Source organism: Dendronalium phyllosphericum CENA369 (assembly GCF_016056275.1).
Lineage (GTDB): Bacteria > Cyanobacteriota > Cyanobacteriia > Cyanobacteriales > Nostocaceae > Dendronalium > Dendronalium phyllosphericum.
The window spans coordinates 42,499-60,419 of record NZ_JAECZA010000008.1 but is presented as its reverse complement, the minus strand read 5'-3'; the positions used below and the strand labels follow the sequence as shown (position 1 = coordinate 60,419).

Annotated in this window: 15 protein-coding genes; 4 read left to right on the top strand and 11 right to left on the bottom strand. The window is 43.0% G+C overall.

What is annotated here, in order from left to right; translation table 11 throughout:
• Window positions 1-39: 39 nt before the first annotated feature.
• The 6 genes from lpxB to purC form a co-directional block, all read right to left on the bottom strand.
• Window positions 40-1,212 carry a lipid-A-disaccharide synthase gene (gene lpxB / locus I8752_RS03765; RefSeq protein ID WP_214430993.1) on the bottom strand — a complete coding sequence of 391 codons (1,173 nt, stop codon included), beginning with the start codon at window positions 1,210-1,212 and terminating at the stop codon, window positions 40-42.
• Between the two features lie 117 nt (window positions 1,213-1,329).
• The gene (gene lpxA / locus I8752_RS03760) at window positions 1,330-2,148 is read right to left on the bottom strand and encodes an acyl-ACP--UDP-N-acetylglucosamine O-acyltransferase (protein WP_214431007.1); all 819 of its coding nucleotides are present in this window, start codon (window positions 2,146-2,148) and stop codon (window positions 1,330-1,332) included.
• 246 nt (window positions 2,149-2,394) lie between these two features.
• Window positions 2,395-2,925, bottom strand: a complete 531-nt coding sequence (fabZ, locus tag I8752_RS03755) for a 3-hydroxyacyl-ACP dehydratase FabZ (protein WP_214430992.1) — start codon at window positions 2,923-2,925, stop codon at window positions 2,395-2,397.
• A 93-nt stretch (window positions 2,926-3,018) separates the two neighbouring features.
• Window positions 3,019-3,870, bottom strand: coding sequence for a UDP-3-O-acyl-N-acetylglucosamine deacetylase (gene lpxC / locus I8752_RS03750; RefSeq protein WP_214430991.1), 852 nt, complete (start codon window positions 3,868-3,870; stop codon window positions 3,019-3,021).
• A gap of 261 nt (window positions 3,871-4,131) precedes the next feature.
• Window positions 4,132-6,591, bottom strand: coding sequence for a BamA/TamA family outer membrane protein (locus tag I8752_RS03745; RefSeq protein WP_214430990.1), 2,460 nt, complete (start codon window positions 6,589-6,591; stop codon window positions 4,132-4,134).
• 271 nt (window positions 6,592-6,862) lie between these two features.
• A complete protein-coding gene (gene purC / locus I8752_RS03740) occupies window positions 6,863-7,600 on the bottom strand; it encodes a phosphoribosylaminoimidazolesuccinocarboxamide synthase (protein WP_214430989.1) in 738 nt (245 codons plus the stop codon).
• 658 nt (window positions 7,601-8,258) lie between these two features.
• On the opposite strand from purC, the gene I8752_RS03735 reads away from it, so the two are divergent.
• Complete coding sequence (locus I8752_RS03735; protein ID WP_214430988.1) at window positions 8,259-8,522, top strand: DUF7219 family protein; 264 nt, start codon at window positions 8,259-8,261, stop codon at window positions 8,520-8,522.
• A gap of 51 nt (window positions 8,523-8,573) precedes the next feature.
• Here the strand turns inward: I8752_RS03735 and I8752_RS03730 are convergent, their stop codons facing one another.
• From I8752_RS03730 to I8752_RS03710, 5 genes are all read right to left on the bottom strand, one after another.
• The gene (locus I8752_RS03730) at window positions 8,574-11,177 is read right to left on the bottom strand and encodes a GAF domain-containing protein (protein WP_214430987.1); all 2,604 of its coding nucleotides are present in this window, start codon (window positions 11,175-11,177) and stop codon (window positions 8,574-8,576) included.
• Between the two features lie 334 nt (window positions 11,178-11,511).
• Entirely contained in the window at window positions 11,512-12,648 is a 1,137-nt protein-coding gene (locus I8752_RS03725; protein WP_214430986.1) for a glycosyltransferase family 4 protein, read from the bottom strand.
• A 6-nt stretch (window positions 12,649-12,654) separates the two neighbouring features.
• Window positions 12,655-13,299: a DUF4291 domain-containing protein gene (locus I8752_RS03720; protein ID WP_214430985.1), complete on the bottom strand. Its 645-nt coding sequence runs from the start codon at window positions 13,297-13,299 to the stop codon at window positions 12,655-12,657.
• A 105-nt stretch (window positions 13,300-13,404) separates the two neighbouring features.
• Window positions 13,405-14,559 (bottom strand): NAD-dependent epimerase/dehydratase family protein, encoded by a 1,155-nt coding sequence (locus I8752_RS03715; protein ID WP_214430984.1) that lies wholly within the window; start codon window positions 14,557-14,559, stop codon window positions 13,405-13,407.
• Between the two features lie 127 nt (window positions 14,560-14,686).
• A complete protein-coding gene (locus I8752_RS03710) occupies window positions 14,687-15,211 on the bottom strand; it encodes a hypothetical protein (protein WP_318780809.1) in 525 nt (174 codons plus the stop codon).
• 262 nt (window positions 15,212-15,473) lie between these two features.
• On the opposite strand from I8752_RS03710, the gene I8752_RS03705 reads away from it, so the two are divergent.
• The 3 genes from I8752_RS03705 (at window position 15,474) to I8752_RS03695 (ending at window position 17,916) form a co-directional block, all read left to right on the top strand.
• On the top strand, window positions 15,474-15,821 hold the full coding sequence (locus tag I8752_RS03705) for a hypothetical protein (RefSeq protein ID WP_214430982.1): 348 nt from the start codon (window positions 15,474-15,476) through the stop codon (window positions 15,819-15,821).
• A 92-nt stretch (window positions 15,822-15,913) separates the two neighbouring features.
• A complete protein-coding gene (ycf46, locus tag I8752_RS03700; RefSeq protein ID WP_214430981.1) occupies window positions 15,914-17,425 on the top strand; it encodes a stress-responsive protein Ycf46 in 1,512 nt (503 codons plus the stop codon).
• 140 nt (window positions 17,426-17,565) lie between these two features.
• Window positions 17,566-17,916: a DUF1257 domain-containing protein gene (locus I8752_RS03695; RefSeq protein ID WP_015136553.1), complete on the top strand. Its 351-nt coding sequence runs from the start codon at window positions 17,566-17,568 to the stop codon at window positions 17,914-17,916.
• The last annotated feature ends 5 nt before the right edge of the window (window positions 17,917-17,921 follow it).

Below are 17,921 nucleotides of genomic sequence, written 5' to 3'. Positions count from 1 at the left end.
AGTACAAAGGATGAAATTTTACACTTCATCCTCGATCTTTCATACTTCATCCTTTACCACTTTATCTAGCATTTGCAAAATTTCTTGAGCAGCGCGATCGCACACTCCAACTTCTCCCAAACAGCGCCGCATTTGGGCATAATCTGCTAAGGTTTGCTGTCTGCGATCGGGATTGAGTAGTAATTCCATTGCTGCTTGGGTAATATTCTCTGGTGTCGCCTGCTCTTGTAACAACTCTGGCACAATCGGCTTCATTACTACCAAATTGGTTGGCGAAGCAAAGGGTATGGAACCTTTGAGAATTTTTCGGGCAATCCAAACAGTAACGGGATTCAAGCGATAAACTACAACTTGCGGCACATTTAACAAAGCTAGTTCCAGGTTGACAGTGCCAGATTTGGTAATAGCAAAATCAGCAGCAGCAAATACTTCCTTTTGTTGTTCTGATACAACTGTAGCCCGTAAACCGTAACGCTTAATCGCTTCTTCAATCGGCTGTCTATAAACTTCTAGAGACAGAGGAATCCAAAAATGAACTTCAGGTAATTTCGCTTGAATAGTTTGGGCAGCTTGAAAAATTACTGGTAAAAGATATTTTAGTTCTTGACGGCGAGAGGCGGGTAAAAGAGCGATCGCTATCTGTTCTGGTTCAATACCCAATTTAGCACGCGCTTCTAGGCGACTGGGAGCACTTTGCATTCGGTCGATGAGAGGATGCCCTACCCAACTCACATTTGCGCCGTTAGCGCGAAAATAACGGGCTTCTTGTGGGAAGATTGCTAAAAGTTTGTCTGTAAAATTGACAATTCGGGAAGTATTACGCAAACTGACCGACCACACCCACTCTTGAGGGGCAATGTAATACACCACAGGCACTTGTGGCAGGTGCTTTTGCATAAAAGTACCAATGCCGAGATTTGGCCCCATATAGTCAATCAGCACTACTAAGTCTGGGGGATTTTGCTTGAGGTAGGCGATCGCTTGCCGTTGCACCAAAAGAGTAGGCAATATGTAAGGCAGGGATTCTATCAAACCCATTGAGCCAATACCACTGGTATTGCCTAAAATAGTTGCCCCTGCTTGTGCCATCTTTTCGCCGCCTAAACCCACAATCTCTAATTGCAAACCAGCAGCCTGACGCTTCACCGCTGCGATCAGCAACGCTCCTTGCAAGTCGCCAGACACCTCGCCAGTGCTGATAAATATCCGCATTTGGTAATTGGTAATTAATAATAATTAGTAGCCAGTAGGGGCGAATGGTTGTTCGCCCACAAATCAAGTTAGGATTTGAATTTAATTCATAACTCACAGTTCCTAACTCCTAACTAGTCATTCATCAATCAGGCTTGCTTTATTTTTTTTGCCAGGAATCAAACCACGCCTTCCTGACATCTGAGAAAGTAGCAGAAAGCGACGTAAGTGTTGCAGTTGTTCTGTTTCTCCTAGTTGTTCTAGTTGTTCTAAGGCATCCTTAAAAGTTAAACTAGAACGGTAGAGAACGCGGAAGGCTTTTTTGAGAATTTGCAGGTCGCTTGAGTTCATCCCAGAACGTTTGAGTCCCACAAGATTTAGGGTTCGCACTCGTGCTGGATTTCCCTCGACAAGCATGTAAGGTGGCACATCTCGGTCAATACGCGCCAAGCCACCCACCATTGCCATACCACCGATATGCACAAATTGATGGACACCTAAAACTCCGCTCAACCTTGCCCGCGATTCTATATGGACATGACCCGCTAAGGCCACAGAGTTAGCAATCACTACAGAGTCTTCTATAACGCAGTTGTGAGCTACATGGACATAAGCCATCAGTAGGTTGTTATTACCAATCACCGTTGCTTCACCTGCACCAGTGGCGCGGTTAATGGTGACGTACTCACGAATCACGTTATTATCGCCAATTTTGACCCACGTAGGTTCTCCGACAAATTTGAGATCCTGGGGTTCCATACCGATAGCTGCACCTGGAAAAAACTGATTTCGTGCCCCTATTTCACAAGGCCCTTCCAGCACGACATGAGGGCCAATGATGGTCTCAGGCCCGACTTTGACATGCGCTCCAATCACAGCATAGGCTCCGACTTCCACTGTTGGGTGGAGTTCCGACTTAGGATGAATTACAGCAGTTGGATGAATAAGCGTCTTCAAGGGTGAATCTCCAGAACTGTCTTTGAGAGCCAGCGCTATGCTTTGATTGTCAAAGTTGAGGCGACTGGCGTTGCTGAGTGTGTGAGTATTCAGTGACCGAAAGCGTCGGGCAAAGCAAGTTCGTGTGAGAAAGCCAAAAATCAAGAAATTTTAAAATGCTGTTATGGATTGTTTTTTTACTGCTATCCTGATTCAGGATTAAGTAAGGGCACATCACGGCTGTACCCATACTTACAGGGTAAATTTTTAGTTAATCAAAGAAAACATCAATTCCCCCTCAGCAGCTAGCTGACCGTCCACCTCGGCACGGGCTTGCATCTTACCGAAACGACGTTGTTTTACTGTTAACAGTTCCACCGTCATTACTAGTTGATCTCCTGGTACTACTTGGCGGCGAAAGCGGACTTTATCGATACCAGCAAAAACGAACAGTCCATCTTCAAATCCAGGTAGCTGCTTCAAAACAATACCCCCGACTTGTGCCATCGCTTCTACAATCAATACTCCTGGCATCAGTGGTCTTCCTGGGAAATGTCCTTGAAATTGAGGTTCGTTAACAGTAACGTTTTTAACGCCTACAGCCAGTTTTCCTGGTACATAGTCAATTATTTTGTCTACAAGTAAAAATGGATAACGGTGGGGTAGTAGTCGCTGAATTTCTTCCGATGTGAGAGTAGTTTTGACCTCGGATGTGGTTTTAGTCTCATTAGTAGCCTGTTGTTCGTCAGATGTAGGAGCAGTAGTATCAGTATTATTTACTTGGGTAAGGATTGACATGGGCAGTGTGGTTTTTTGAATCTGGGATTTAAAGTAGTTGTACGCTGAAACCTTTAATCATCTTGGATTTTAAATTAAATCCAAATCCAAAATCTAAAATCCAGAATCTAAAATTTTCTGGGCCAGTTGAATATGTAAATTATGGCTGGCTTTGTACGCTAAGAAATGAGCCTGAGGAAAAGTTCCCAATAAACTCAAATCTCCTACTAAATCCAAGATTTTATGACGGACTGGCTCATTTGCAAATCTTAATGGTGGATTTACCCAACCTTCAGGGCCGCAAACGAGTGCATTATCCAAACTGCCACCTTTAATTAATCCTGTTTTTTGTAAGTATTCAATTTGATGCAGTAAACCAAAAGTACGGGCGGGAGCAATTTCCGTAGCAAAGCTAGCAGCAGCTTTTTCTAGCTCGGCAGGAAGCGACCAACTATGCCATTGATTACCAATAGCGGACAGATCGAAGTCGATACCGTAACTAAAGCGAGTTTCCGTTGCTGGGAGGGCACAAACAAAGGCATCGTCTTGATAGATCCATATCGGCTCTTTAACAGCCAAGTTTCTTTGGCTGTTAGTAACTGGTTGTGAGACTAAGCCAACTTGAGCGATGCTGGCTGTCCACACTTGTGCCGAACCATCTATAAGTGGTAATTCAGGGCCATCAATTTCAATGCGGGCGTTATCCACACCCATACCTACTAGCGCTGCCAATAAATGCTCTACTGTGCGAACATATGTCTCACCTTTACCTAACTGAGTTGAAAGAACAGTCTGGTTTACTGCCGCAACTTGGGCTGGAATTATCGGTAAATCCGGCAAATCCACCCGCACAAAGTAGCGTCCGCTTCCAGCATCAGCTGGTAATATCCGCACATGGGTATTGACACCGCTATGCAGTCCCACTCCAGTTGCGGCGATTTCCGCTGCTATAGTGTGCTGTTGCATGAGTGAAAAGTAAGTATATTTAGATTTGTATCATTCATGTGAAGTTTTGGCAAAGCCCCTGATTAGTCAATGGTCAGTTGTCAGTCGTCAGTCGTCAGTTGTCAGTAGCAAATAACGCCTAATGTGAATTAAAAAAGTCTCTTTTTCCATAAGGGTTTCAAGACTTGTTAAAAATCTTGGTTTTGGAACCATCGACGAATTTACAAGGATTTCATCACTCAATTCACATTACACATAAATAATTACTGACAACTGACAATGTTAAAACCTTTCACCAATACCAAAGTTAATGCGGCTATCACCGTCATCGTTGATACCATAGTCAATGCGAATAGGGCCTAATGGTGACTGTACGCGCACCCCTAGACCATAGCCGTAGCCTGTACCATTTTTTTCTAACAATCGGGCTGCTTCAGTACTGGTTCCTAGGTCGCTGCCCACATCAAAGAATAGTGCGCCACTGACGACTGAGAAAACTGGGAAGCGATACTCGACAGATGCTTGTACATAACTGCGTCCGCTACTTAATGCACCTTCTTCATAACCCCGAACGGAGTTGCTACCACCGAGGGTAAAGGCTTCGTAGGGAGGCAAGTCACCAAGGATAGTTCCTCCTTGCAAGTTAAATGCCAGGGTTTGTGGCCCTTTGCCGAGTCGAATAAAGTTGACAGGGAAATATTGACTGTAACTACCTCGCAATCTGGTAAGCAAAATGTTACCTGTTCCTATGGGTACTGACTGATCGACACCGAAGCGGAGATAAGAACCGTTGGTGGGTTGCAAAGGATTGTTGCGGCGATCGCGTTGTGCCCCCAATTGCAATAGCAGTAAATCGTCTTCGCCTTCCCCAGAAAAGCTGAGGTCGATTGGTTGTCCCCTAACAATATTTCCGTTATCATCAAGAATCGCTCCCTGTTTTCTGATGTTGCCATCGGCATCGCGGGTGGAAACTCTTTGATATTGCAAACCTGCTGAAGCTGTCCATTCGGATCTTTCGTAGGGATTGCCGGAAAGAGGACGAGTAAAAGTGACACCGCCACCTAGACGCAGAACGCGGGGGCGATCGCCTTCATCTGTCTGTCCGACTCGATAAGTTCTAATATCCTCGTCTTGACCGTCAAAAATCAACGAAATGGAACTGCGACGGAAAACATTAGTTGTGTAAGAAGTTCGGTAGCGATCGCCTGCAATCCAAGGGTCGGTAAATCGCAAATCAAATAGTAGTTCCCGCTGTCCTACTTGTAACTCTGCTCCTAGTTTTTGGTTTCTACCATTGAGGTTTTGCTGCTGGTAGCTAACAGTACCAAACAGTCCGCTGGCAGAACTAATACCAGCACCGGCGGCGATGGAACCACTGCTGCGTTCAGCCACATTTACGACCACATCCACCTTACTAGGGTCAGTACCAGGATCGAGGGAGACATTTACATCTTCAAATAATCCCAGTCCATACACTCGCTGTAGGTCTTTTTGGACTGTGTTGCGGTTGAATACTTGTCCTGGCTTTAACTCTAATTCTCGTTTAATAATATACTCTTGTGTCCGACCCCGAATTGGTCGTCCCTTTTCGTCTGTTTCCTGGCCTTCTTTATTGCGGAACCGGACTTTGATGTTTTCTACTACCCCTTCTGCTACTTGCAAGGTAACAACTCCATTTGGAGAGACTTGCGGCGCTCCAATCACGTTTGCCAGTACGTAACCTTGGTCTTGATAGCGCTTAGTTAACTGCTTAATACCTTCCTGTAAGTCACGCAAGTTGAGGATTTTACCATACTGGTTGCGGAAGACTTCATCTGTGGTTGTAGCAGGAAGTACGGAAGCAACACCAGTGCCAGGATTTGCTTGCACTTCCACTTTTGTCAGCACGGGGTTGGGTTGGACAATAAAGCTGACTCGCACTCCTAAAGGAGTATCTTCTGGCACTGCCTGGACGTTGGAGAAGAAACCAGTACCAAATATGGCATTAATGTCTTCTTGCAGCTGGGAACGGGTTGTTGTCCGTCCTGGTTGAGTGCGAATTACTTGGTAAACTTGGTTCTCCAGTTCCGTTGGTAGTTGTCCTGTCTGAGGTCTAACTAATACTTCCGACACCAGTACGCGGGGTTCTTCCGCTTCTGGGGTAGCATTTGGAGATTCCTGACTGGGAAAAGTTCCAGGTGTTGTTCCAGGCGTTGGTTGTCCGGTTGCTGGGGGTGAAATCTGGGGAGTGGAGTTAGGCTGTTGTTGAACTGGAGCGTTTGGGGTTGTTGTTCCAGGCGTTGGTTGTCCGGTTGCTGGGGGTGAAATTTGCGGAGTGGAGTTAGGTTGTTGTTGAACTGGAGTGTTCGGGGTTGTTGTCCCAGGCGTTTTTTGCTCAGTAGGTGAGGGCAAAGTTTCGGGAGTGGAAGTTGGAGGATTTAGGATTGTCCCCGGATTTTGTGCAGTTGTAGGAATTGTTAAAGTGGGCAGTATTTTGGCTGTTGTTGCTGACTTACCAGGGATAACTCCCAATACTTTGAACTGAGTATCCTCAAGGGTTTTAACCTCTGTTGATTGAGAAGGAGATTTGTCAATCTCGTTAGCTAAATTTTGACTGGTATTCTTTTCTAGCTGCTGATTTGTCGCGGCTGTGAAAACTGCTGTTTGTTTTAGACTGTCGGCGGTTTGTGCATTTGCACTCAGCGAACCACCTAAAGGCGCTGTAATTGCTACAGCCGCCATCAATACGGGAGATAAACGCATTTTATTTACATTCCTCTTCACATCCACACACCATCACAAACTAGTAATTAGTCAGTGGTCAGTAGTCAGTGGTTAGACAGTTCGGTTTTAAAGGTTTCCTTTATGAGCATACGAAGGAGCGTCACCCGTTCGGCAAAGCTGTTCTCGTTCGACGAAGTCTTCCCGTTCGCGTAGCGTCTCCGTTAGGAGAAGGGTAGAGTAGGCTCAGTAGCAAATGACAACTGACAACTGACAACTGACGATTCACACGAGTTTAATTTATTTTGCCCACTTAATTTTGACTTTCTACTGCTTGTAGTACTCTTTGTAAAACCTCCTGGTAAGCATCTTCTACATTTCCTAAATCTCGGCGGAAGCGGTCTTTATCCATTACCCGGCGGTTTGGGTCTGCTTCTGCTGTGTTCCACAAACGGCAAGTGTCGGGGCTTATTTCATCTGCTAAAAGCAACTGCTGTTGTGAGTCCAAACCAAATTCTAGTTTGAAGTCTACTAAGGTAATGCCACACTGCCACCAAAAACTAATGAGAAATTTGTTGATTTGCAATGCAAGATTGGTAATTGCATCTACTTGTTCCGCAGTGGCTAGTTCCAACAACAGCAGGCGATCGCGTGTTAATAGCGGATCGCCTAATGGGTCATTTTTGTAATAGAACTCTACCAAAGGCGGTTGCAAAATTGTACCTACTGCTAATCCTGTCTGCTGACACAGACTACCAGCAGCAATATTTCTCACAACTACTTCTAACGGCAAAATCTTGACTGACTTGACCCGCATTTGATTTGGGGACGGGCTGTCAATATAGTGAGTTTTTATACCATTTAATTCCAATTGTTTAAATAGCTGGCTGGAAATGCTACAATTAATTTGTCCCTTGCCGAGAATAGTACCGCGCTTTTGGGCGTTGAAGGCAGTGGCATCATCTTTAAAATCAGCTAGCAAGACTTCCGGATCGTCTGTGGTATAAAGAATTTTTGCTTTGCCTTCGTATAACTTAGAATGAACAGACATGGTGGGAAGTTAAGTTTTAAGCGATGGACAGCTTTTGTCTTTCGGGCTTAACCATTTTATCTTTAGTTATTCAAGATTGGCCATTAGAAGCTAATCAGCCATCAGATCGCAGTAACTAAAGTGACAAAAAAATCACAATCAAGCTCTCACTGATGACAGAAGACAATTACTTTTCACATGTGCTAGGGTGTTAGCAATGTAGTTTTTGACGATTTAATGTAAAAATTTTTACTTAATAAACTGCAATATTAGTTTGATAAGTATATTTAAGTACTAAAATTTTGGCAGTTTTGGACTAAGTAAATTTAATTACAATCTAAATTTCATAAATTATTAAATATACTGAAAATCGCAAGGAAAGCCAAATTTTGGGTCTTTTCAGTTTTACAAACATATTATTTGTCAGGCTTACTATAAAAGCATTTCTCAATTTATCCTCTGGTCTCAAAGTTCAGAATAAATTGATTTCTGGACAAACAATATTGAAGAGGATATCAAAAATTTATATCTCTGCTAGTCTAACAAAAGCGTTTGAGGAAAACGATTGCGTTTTTAATGAATGTAAAGAAACGTTTCTGTTTGCGAGGAGAGAGATAAGGCTAGCTAGTGGTTCAGCTTCAGAGATAAAAAGGTAAGGGATTAAATAAGTGGGGAAAAAATGGTAAACAAAGATGATTTTCTCTATCCTCGTGGTCGTTACTACGGTCAAGTAAAGCCAGAGAACTTGGTATTCAATGCAAATCTCCAGGAATTTGCCCAGCGAGTGAGTTACGTTTGTAACTTAGAAACAGGTGGGAAAATATCACCAGATGAAGCTTACGAACAAATAAAGGGTCTGTGGAAACAGTTAAAACACACGAAAAAAGAACTAAAAATTGGTGAAAATCCCTTTCAAGCAAGTGATGGCGACGCTGAAATTTGAGAAAGACTCAAGGATAAAACTTCACAAGAAAATTTTCTACTTCTCTAGAGACTATTTAGCTATTAGTGTCCAACCACCATCCCAGGAGTCTGGAGGTGGTATTTGTTGGTGATTATAAGCGCGTTCTAGGTGAATGTTAACAGCTTGGTCTGTAGGTCGAATGCGTTTAGCAGCTGCAAAACAAGCGATCGCTTGTGAGAAATTGCGGGATAAATAAGCAGTACGTCCAGCATGGTAATGGGATAAAAACTCTTGCGTGCTTGCATCTAGGGGAGTAGTGCGATCGCCAATTAATTCATAGATATTCACTGCTTGATGTTTACCTTTTACCCGAATTTTATCTAACTGACGTACCCAAATTAAATCGCTGCATAGCTGGTAAGTAAACTCGCTCAAAATAATATCGCAGCCGTATTCCTTAGTAACTCCTTCCAAACGGGAACTTAAATTGACACTATCCCCAATGACGGTATAATCCATACGCTTGTGGGAACCAATATTGCCTGAAACCACTTCCCCAGAACTAATTCCAATACCTATATGGATTTGGGGTTGCGCTTGCACGATGCGACGTTGATTAAATTCTGCCAAACGTTGGCGCATATCTAACGCTGACTGCACCGCCCTCCAAGCATGATTTTCTGTCAGTGGTAGGGGCGCACCAAACACTGCCATTAAGGCATCACCGATAAACTTATCTAGCGTACCTTCGTAGTTAAAAACTGCCTCCACCATTGTTTCAAAATATTGGTTTAGCAGTGATACCACCTCAGCAGCACCGAGATTTTCCGTAAGTGTGGTGTAACCTCGAATATCAGAAAATAAAATAGTAACTTCCTTACGTTCGCCCACCAATAAGGCATCCTCACCCAGTACCATAACCTGCTCGGCAACATGGGGAGTTAGGTAACGGTACATGGTATTTTTCATCCGCTTTTCCTGGCTGATGTCTTCTAAAACTACTAAACCGCCCCGCACTCCACCTTCTGGGTTCGTAAGAGGATTAACAGTTAGATTGATACTGCGTTCTAATTTTTGCACCCGACTAGAGGTGAGAAATTCTGACTGGGGAGTAAGAGATAGATTCCAGGGAATAAAAATATCTGGATCTGTGCGCGATCGCACCGCCAGAATTAAGTGCTGATTGCTGAGTAGGGGAGATGAGGAAGATAATTCTTCACTTCTAACTTTTAACTCCTCACTCTTGACTTGATAAAGTCCCACCAGCAAATTTTGCTCTGGGACATAATGCTTTGCCCCAGTTTTTAAACTATCCTCCAAACGCATTTGTAAATTTTCAATTGGTATAACTTCCCAAACGAAACGACCTATTAAATTTTGTTCCCATATTATCTTGTTACTTTTGATGTAAACTTCAACCGCTGAACAACCTAATAAAGCTAATGCTGCATCATTAATTGTGACAATCCTTCCTACCATATCTGTAGAGATAACTGCATCGGACAGACTTTGTAAAATATCTTTTTGATACTGTTTTTCTATCAGCACATTTTCAAACAGACGAGCATTTTCTAAAGCAATACCTGCTTGAATATTAAAAGCTCGCATAAACTCTTCATCAGAGGTTGTAAAACTCCCTTGATGTTTATTAATTAACTGTGTTACGCCAATTAATTCATTTGCCGAATTAAATACGGGCAAACATAATATATTACGAGTTAAATAGCCAGTTCTTCTATCTGTAGTTGGGTCAAAACGTGGGTCTTTATAAGCATCAGGAACATTCAGCGCTTCACCTGTAGAAGCTACATAGCCAGCAATACCACGGTTAGCTGGCATTCTGATTTCCATCATATTTTTACCATCTACAGCTGCTACTTTTGTCCAAAGTTCGCCCATTTCTTTACGATACAAAAATAGCGTACTACGGTCTGCTTGCATTAAAATTCGGGCTTGCTCCATAACTATTTGCAAAGTTGCTTCTAAATCTAAACTTTGCCCTAGTGTCTGAGTTGCGCGCAAAAGAGCTGCTACACCTCGTTGATTGCGAGCTGCTACATAAAAAGATTGACAGCTTTCTAGAATAATTCCAATAGAAGCGGCAAAGTCACGAAAGCGTTCTTCATCATCATAATTAAATGGAATATCTCCAGCTTTATTTGCTAGTTGTACTACTGCTACAGTTTGGTTTTTACTACTCACAATAGGCATACATAAAAGGTTACGAATTTTGTAGCCCATTTGCTTTTCTAGTTCTGGACTGAAAAGCGGGTGGATAGAAGTTTCAGATATATTTAAATGTTGAGTTGTACTAGCAACATGACCGGGAATACCAACAGTGATAGGAATACGAATTTCTAAAAATTTTTGTGTATTATCTTGGGGAACTTTTGACCAGAGCTGACCTTTGTCATAATCTACTAAAAAAATTGCTGTGTTTTCAGCTTGAAGAATTTGTCCGATTTTGAGTGTAATTGCTTCTAGAACTTGCTCCAACATTGTTTCTAGAGTTTCATTATTAATTAACTCAATCGCTCTCAAAAATTGTTGGAATTCAGCAGTGATGAAGTCAAGTAAACAAACAAATTCGTTAACAGAAAGGTCTTTGACACGACGTAACAAAGCTTGAGTACGATGAACTTGAGTAAGTTCAGTTAATGTAGCCAAGACGCTACCAGGATTGGGAAGAGTCATATTAATTAATAATTCGTAATTTGTAATTCGTAATTGAAATCTAATTAAAAATATGCTTATAAAAGGTAATTTTGAGTTAGAGGATGTTTTAAAAGTTTTGGGCGAATATAATTCGCTACTACACAAACGTAGACGCTTTGCGGCTTCCCGCAGAGTAGTCCACGGAGGTGGATTAAGAAAAAATTATCCGACTGGATTTACAAGTAAGTAAGAACCGCTATAGAAACTCGTGAAAATCAATTTGATGAGTCTGAAAAACCCGATTTCATAAAGAAACCGGGTTTCTAACACCGTTTGTTTAGGCTTGACAGACTACCAAAAATCAAAATCCTATTTAAACTGCTTTTACCAATTGTTCTGAAAACATTACTTTTTGATAGTAATCTTGAAGTTGACTTGTGGCAGCTGCCCATCCCCAACTTTCTGCTTCCCTACGGGCATTTTGACGAATAATTTCTCGTTCTTGTTTCTGCTGTAGGAGGCGGACAGTAGCAGCGATCGCATCTTGAATATCTGCTTTTGGCTCAAAAAGATATCCGTTGACACCTTCTGTCACAATATCAGGAATCCCGCCAGAACGAGCTGCTACTACCGGACAACCGGCTGCCATTGCTTCTAGCAATACTAAGCCTAGTGTTTCTGTCCGAGAAGGAAAGATAAAAGCGTCAGCACTAGCAAAGGCAGAACCTAACTCTTGTCCAATCAGATAGCCGACAAAATGGGTGTTTGTGTCGGCAAAATGTTTTTCTAAGGCTTGGCGGTGCGGGCCATCGCCCACCAATGCCAATCTTGCTTGCGGAATTGCTTCTAAAATTGGTTTGATGCGCTCAATTTCTTTTTCAGCGGAAAGACGACCAACGTAGAGCAGTAAGGGGCTTTCTGGATGATTTTGGGAAAGACGCGATCGCATTTCAATACTAGCTAAGTCAGGATGAAATAATTCTGTATCCACCCCCCTTTGCCATACATGCACTCGTTCAATGCCGTGTGCCGTCAATTCCTCCATCATCGCTGTGGAGGTGCAAAGATTCAATGCTGCTTGATTATGTGCACCTTTGAGTAATTCCCAAAGAACCCCCTCCAACATCCCTAAGCCGTAATGCTGGAGATACTGAGGCAAATGCGTATGGTAAGACGCTACTAAAGGAATCTTCAGAACCTTGCTATAAAAAATCCCAGACAATCCTAAAACTGCTGGGTTCACGACATGAATAATATCTGGCTGAAATTCTTCTAGAGCATAACCAATACTGGGGCGAGGTAGCGCCATTTTTAACTCTGGATACAATGGCAGCGGAAAGCCAGACACACCATAAACTTTAGCTCCTTTGTGTTCTGCGATCCCACCATCAGGGGCAATCACTAACACTTGGTTTCCATGACGCTGTAGATGGTCAACGGTATGGCGTAGGCGTGTCACAATGCCGTCAACCTTGGGCAAAAAGGTTTCGGTGAATAAGGCTATTCTCATAAAAAACTATTCAGTACAGGCAGATAATTGCAGCTTTGTTTGCGTTTCGCTATCAAACCCAGAGTAAACCGTCTCCTGTGGCGTAATCAATTCCGCACAGTCAGAATTAATGTTTTGCCGCTGCTTTTGTACAAAGTCTGAAATGTCCTCAATGTTAACAATCCAATCTCTGGCATAAGCACCTAGAATTTGACCGCGTAAGCCCAACTGAATAGCGCGTCGTTCTAATTTTGCTCCAGATGGGTGATGGTCTGGGTCCCATTGCAGGCGGACTTGTGACTGCTTCAGTTCTCTTTGCCATACACTTTTATCGGGATAAAGTTCTGGAACATAGCTAGAATGAACGGCTTTAGCTAAAATTTCATCAAAAGCCAAACGTTTAATCCAAATAGCCAACACCACCTCTTGTCCGGGTTCTGTACCCCATCCAGAACGGTACATCATCCACAAGAAGTTAGTTTTGATCCAACTCATACGGTCGAAACTGAACTCGCCACCAAAATAACCGTGTTTTGCGGCGAAGTTACCAATAATTGGACGATACGCTTGATAAACAATAATTAACTGGTCGTCATATTGTGCTAAAATATGGCGACCAGTTTTAGGCCAGCGATTTACTTGAGTTAAATAGGGTTCTGTTACCAGCTGCACGCAGAGTTTATACCAATTCGTGATTTGTAATTTCAGAAAGCCAGATTTAATCTAGCTTTCCCTATGCTGGAATCTGTAGCCTTGTTTAGGAAAATTGGTATTACCCTAACTTCTATGCCAAGAGACTTTGGGTAGAATTTGCTTTTTATCAACTCGTTTCTGATACTTGATGGCAAAGTTTAACAGAGAATCGAGTAGAGAATCTGAAAGATAGTGCGGCTGTAAGCCTAAGTCTAGAAGTTTAGTGTTTTTAGCGTTGAAGTAATGTTCTTCTTTTTCGACTCTGGGATTATCTAGGTTATTAATTTCTACATTCAATCCCATCGCGTTCCCGGCTTTTTTCACCATCAATGCCAAGTCACCAACGCTAAATTGTTCGGTAAATTGGTTAAATACTCGGAATTCACCTGATTCGGCTGGGTTGGCGATCGCTATTTCTACACATCGCACTGTATCTCGAATATCTAAGAATCCGCGAGTTTGCCCACCTTTACCGTAGACGGTTAAAGGATGTGCGATCGCTGCTTGAATGCAGAAACGGTTTAGCGCTGTGCCAAATATGCCATCGTAATCAAGGCGGTTAATTAACAGTTCGTCCATTCCCGTTTCTTCGGTTAAGACACCGTACACTACACCTTGGTTTAAGTCTGTAGCCCGCAATCCCCAAATCCGGCAAGCAAAGTGGATATTGTGGCTATCGTGGACTTTACTTAAGTGATACATTGAACCGGGCTGCTTGGGATAAGGCAGGGTATCTTTGCGCCCATTGTGTTCGATTGTGATGTACCCTTCTTCGATGTCAATATTGGGCGTACCGTATTCACCCATTGTTCCCAGTTTCACCAAATGGCAATCTGGAAAATCTTCCCGCATCGCATACAGCAAGTTCAGCGTGCCAACTACGTTGTTCACCTGCGTAAGAACTGCATGTTCGCGGTCAATCATGGAAAATGGAGCCGAACGCTGTTCGCCAAAATGCACTATAGCGTTTGGCTGAAATCGGTCTAAGGTCTTTTTGAGAAATTCGTAGTTAGTAATGTCGCCGACAAACAGATCGATAGATTTACCTGTTAAATCTTGCCAGCGCTGGAGCCGTTGCTGAATTGGTGCGATCGGAGTCAGAGTTTCGATACCCAGTTCATTGTCCCAGTGCCGCCGTACTAAACTATCTAGAATGCCAACTTCATAACCTCGATTGGAAAGGTAAAGTGCAGTTGCCCAACCGCAATACCCATCCCCACCAATAACAAGGACTTTCATCTTTACCAGTTTTTACTCGCTGATAGCTAAATCTATCAGGTTTGTGTACTCTCTCAACCATCAAAAGAAAGAAGAGTGGTTAAGAAGATAGAAGAACAAAGAAGTAGTATTTTCTTGTTCATCTGCCTTATCCTCCTGTTCTAGAAATGCGATATTGCTGGGCAATGTAGTAAAACAAACGGTAATAATCTGGAAAGTCTTTGCTCTGGCTTCGACCTTGCCAACAATATTGGACTTGAGCCTGAGTTAATGTCAGTGTCATAGAACTTACTTGCTGACCGACTTCTACAAACATCACCCCAGATATTCCTTGAACTGTTTGAAAGTTGGGATTTACTGCTTTTTCGCTGTGCTGTTCTTCGGTTAGAGACTTTGGTAACTCATTTACCGCCCATCCTCGTATTTGCACAGAGTCGTTTTCGGGCGACACAAAGGCAATCCCATCATTGTTTTCTGGTGTATTTAAAACAGTCCAGTTGCTGGGATATGGAAACTCAAAACCATAACGAGCATTACTATAAGTATTCCATGTGACATTGGAAGAGTTAAAACCAAGTGCAGAACATCCTGACAGAATCATTAACAGGACGAGCGCTCCGCCAATGCTTTGAGCAATAGTATAAATAATTTGCACCAAACCACATGTTTTCACTATTGCGGATGTAACTGCATTTGTTGGCAAAGTTAATTCTATGAGCAGTTTAGAGACACTTTACTGCGATTTAATTCCCAATGGATCGAATCGAGTAGTCGTTTTATAAATAACTCAGTTTAGCGATCGCATCACTAAACCAAAAGTCGGCTTTGTAAAATTATGTAACAATAAAGCCGTCAAAACGTTTTGCTGTCTTGACAAGTAGAAAGGCAGCCGATAACGTAATATACATACCCGGGTAAGGCCGTCAAAGAGTTATATGCAAGCTAAGCAAAAGGTTACTTTGTATTTGTCGCCAGAACTGCACAGGAAGCTGAAGATTCGTTCGGCAGTTGATTCTGAACCAATGTCGGATCTGGCTGAACGCGCTCTTGTCTTCTACCTGGCTAATTCAGAAATAGTAGAAGAGGTGGAAGCTGCTTCCTTTGGACGAACTCATCGAGTTTATTCCTGTCCAAGTTGTGAAAGTTCTCTGGTTTTGCGCGATGGGGAACTAGTTACTTTAGGTAATCAACCCGGAGTAATCGGTCAAGAGCATCTTTCCATAAATGAAATGGAAAAAGATGAAACCCATCCTAAGGGTGAGGAAGAGTTGGTTCCTTGCTAGATAGGAATTATGGATGAGTGGTTCATAACTTCGGTTGTCGTTACCAACAAAACGATGTCTGTACTGTATAAGGTCTCAAGTAGGTCGATTGTATGAAAGAAGAGCTCAATATTTTAATTCAAGCTCAATACCCTCTAATCTACCTTGTGACCTCCGAGGAAGAGCGGGCAGAGCAAGCAATTTCCACAATTGCTCAAATGTTAAAGCCCCAACGCCGTATATTTGTTTGGACAGTAACTCACGGCATCGTCGAGTATGGTCAGCCGCGGAATGTAACTCAACACAATACTGTTTCTCCAGAGGCAGCTATTGAGTGGATCATTCGGCAGAGAGAACCCGGTATATTTATTCTTAAAGATTTACATCCATTTATTGATGCTCCTGCTACCGCAAGGTCATTGCGCGATGCGATCGCCAGTTTCAAGGGTATGCAAAAGAACATCGTTTTGATGTCACCGATGCAGCAAGTACCTATAGAATTGGAAAAGGAAGTTGTTGTACTCGACTTCAAATTGCCAGATATGTCTGAGTTAAACAAAGTTTTGACTCACCACATAGAGCAAAATCGCGGGCGGCGTTTGACCACAGAGGCGCGAGAAAAACTTCTTCGAGCAGCTTTAGGCTTAACTAAAGATGAAGCTGAGAAAGTGTATCGTAAGGCGCAGGTAACAACAGGGCGTTTAACGGAAGAAGAAGTAGATATAGTTTTATCCGAGAAAAAGCAGCTAATTAGGCGTAATGGTATCTTAGAATACATCGAAGAAGATGAAACCATTGATGCTGTAGGTGGTTTAGAAGAGCTGAAAAAATGGCTCAAGCAACGCTCCAATGCTTTTACAGAAAGGGCTAGAGAGTATGGTCTACCTCAACCAAAGGGAATGTTAATTCTAGGAGTTCCAGGTTGCGGTAAATCGTTAATCGCCAAAACCACATCCCGGTTGTGGGGTTTACCACTGTTGCGCTTGGATATGGGACGAGTTTACGACGGCTCGATGGTGGGTCGAAGTGAAGCCAATCTGCGTAACGCTTTGAAAACAGCAGAATCAATTTCTCCAGCGATTCTGTTTATTGACGAGTTGGATAAATCTTTTGCGGGTAGCACAGGTTCATCCGATTCCGATGGAGGAACTTCAAGTAGAATCTTTGGTTCTTTCCTGACATGGATGCAAGAAAAGAAATCTCCGGTGTTCGTGATGGCAACTGCCAACCGAGTTGAACGCTTGCCTGGAGAATTCTTGAGGAAAGGACGCTTTGATGAAATTTTCTTTGTGGATCTGCCCACTCCTGAAGAACGGCAGGATATTTACAAAATCCACCTAACCAAGCGTCGTGAAGACATCGCTCGTTTTGACTTAGAGCAGTTAGCTAAGATGTCCGACGGCTTTTCTGGGGCAGAAATTGAACAAGCCCTCGTTGCGGCAATGTACGAAGCATTTGCCCAAGATCGCGAGTTCACACAATTAGATATTATTGCTGCGCTTAAGGCGACTTTGCCGCTGTCTCGTACCATGCAAGAACAGGTAACAGCCCTCAGAGATTGGGCTAGACAGCGCGCACGACCCGCAGCATCCTCCGTTGCTGAATATCAGCGAATGGAGTTTTAAAAGCTTTCCTTTGCTAACCCAAGGGGAAAGGCTAGCTCTTAATGCTAGCAGTTACGAAAAAAGCCGCATCATGGTAAGCGCGGCTTCGCCGAAGATAACCGTTGTCGTTTTTCTCAATCTTCTCATTGGAGGAAACCCAAATGTCTCACTTTAGCACTCTGCGTACCAAAATCACCGATGCTGAAATCCTCAAGGCTTCCCTGCGCGACCTAGGTATCAGCGTTAAGACTGAAGCTGATGTACGTGGTTATAACGGTCAGCGCGTTCGTTCTGACATCGTGGCTGTTTTGGAAGGCGAATACGATCTAGGTTGGTCTCGCAACAGCGATGGTTCTTTTGACCTAATCGCTGACCTGTGGGGTGTTGCTAAGAAGCACAACCAAACCGAGTTGATCAACTCCATCAACCAAAAATACGCTGTTAACAAGACCTTGGCTGAAGTAAAACAGCGCGGTCTGCAAAACGCCAATGTCAAATTGGTATTGCAATAGCAATT

What these genes read in the sequence shown, in the direction of transcription:
- I8752_RS03705 (WP_214430982.1), top strand. Translation starts at nt 15,474, where the DNA reads ATGCAAGCTAAGCAAAAGGTTACTTTGTATTTGTCGCCAGAACTGCAC.
- fabZ (WP_214430992.1), bottom strand. Translation starts at nt 2,925, where the DNA reads ATGTCAATCCTTACCCAAGTAAATAATACTGATACTACTGCTCCTACA.
- I8752_RS03735 (WP_214430988.1), top strand. Translation starts at nt 8,259, where the DNA reads ATGGTAAACAAAGATGATTTTCTCTATCCTCGTGGTCGTTACTACGGT.
- I8752_RS03715 (WP_214430984.1), bottom strand. Translation starts at nt 14,559, where the DNA reads ATGAAAGTCCTTGTTATTGGTGGGGATGGGTATTGCGGTTGGGCAACT.
- I8752_RS03745 (WP_214430990.1), bottom strand. Translation starts at nt 6,591, where the DNA reads ATGCGTTTATCTCCCGTATTGATGGCGGCTGTAGCAATTACAGCGCCT.
- lpxC (WP_214430991.1), bottom strand. Translation starts at nt 3,870, where the DNA reads ATGCAACAGCACACTATAGCAGCGGAAATCGCCGCAACTGGAGTGGGA.
- I8752_RS03730 (WP_214430987.1), bottom strand. Translation starts at nt 11,177, where the DNA reads ATGACTCTTCCCAATCCTGGTAGCGTCTTGGCTACATTAACTGAACTT.
- purC (WP_214430989.1), bottom strand. Translation starts at nt 7,600, where the DNA reads ATGTCTGTTCATTCTAAGTTATACGAAGGCAAAGCAAAAATTCTTTAT.
- I8752_RS03695 (WP_015136553.1), top strand. Translation starts at nt 17,566, where the DNA reads ATGTCTCACTTTAGCACTCTGCGTACCAAAATCACCGATGCTGAAATC.
- ycf46 (WP_214430981.1), top strand. Translation starts at nt 15,914, where the DNA reads ATGAAAGAAGAGCTCAATATTTTAATTCAAGCTCAATACCCTCTAATC.
- lpxB (WP_214430993.1), bottom strand. Translation starts at nt 1,212, where the DNA reads ATGCGGATATTTATCAGCACTGGCGAGGTGTCTGGCGACTTGCAAGGA.
- I8752_RS03725 (WP_214430986.1), bottom strand. Translation starts at nt 12,648, where the DNA reads ATGAGAATAGCCTTATTCACCGAAACCTTTTTGCCCAAGGTTGACGGC.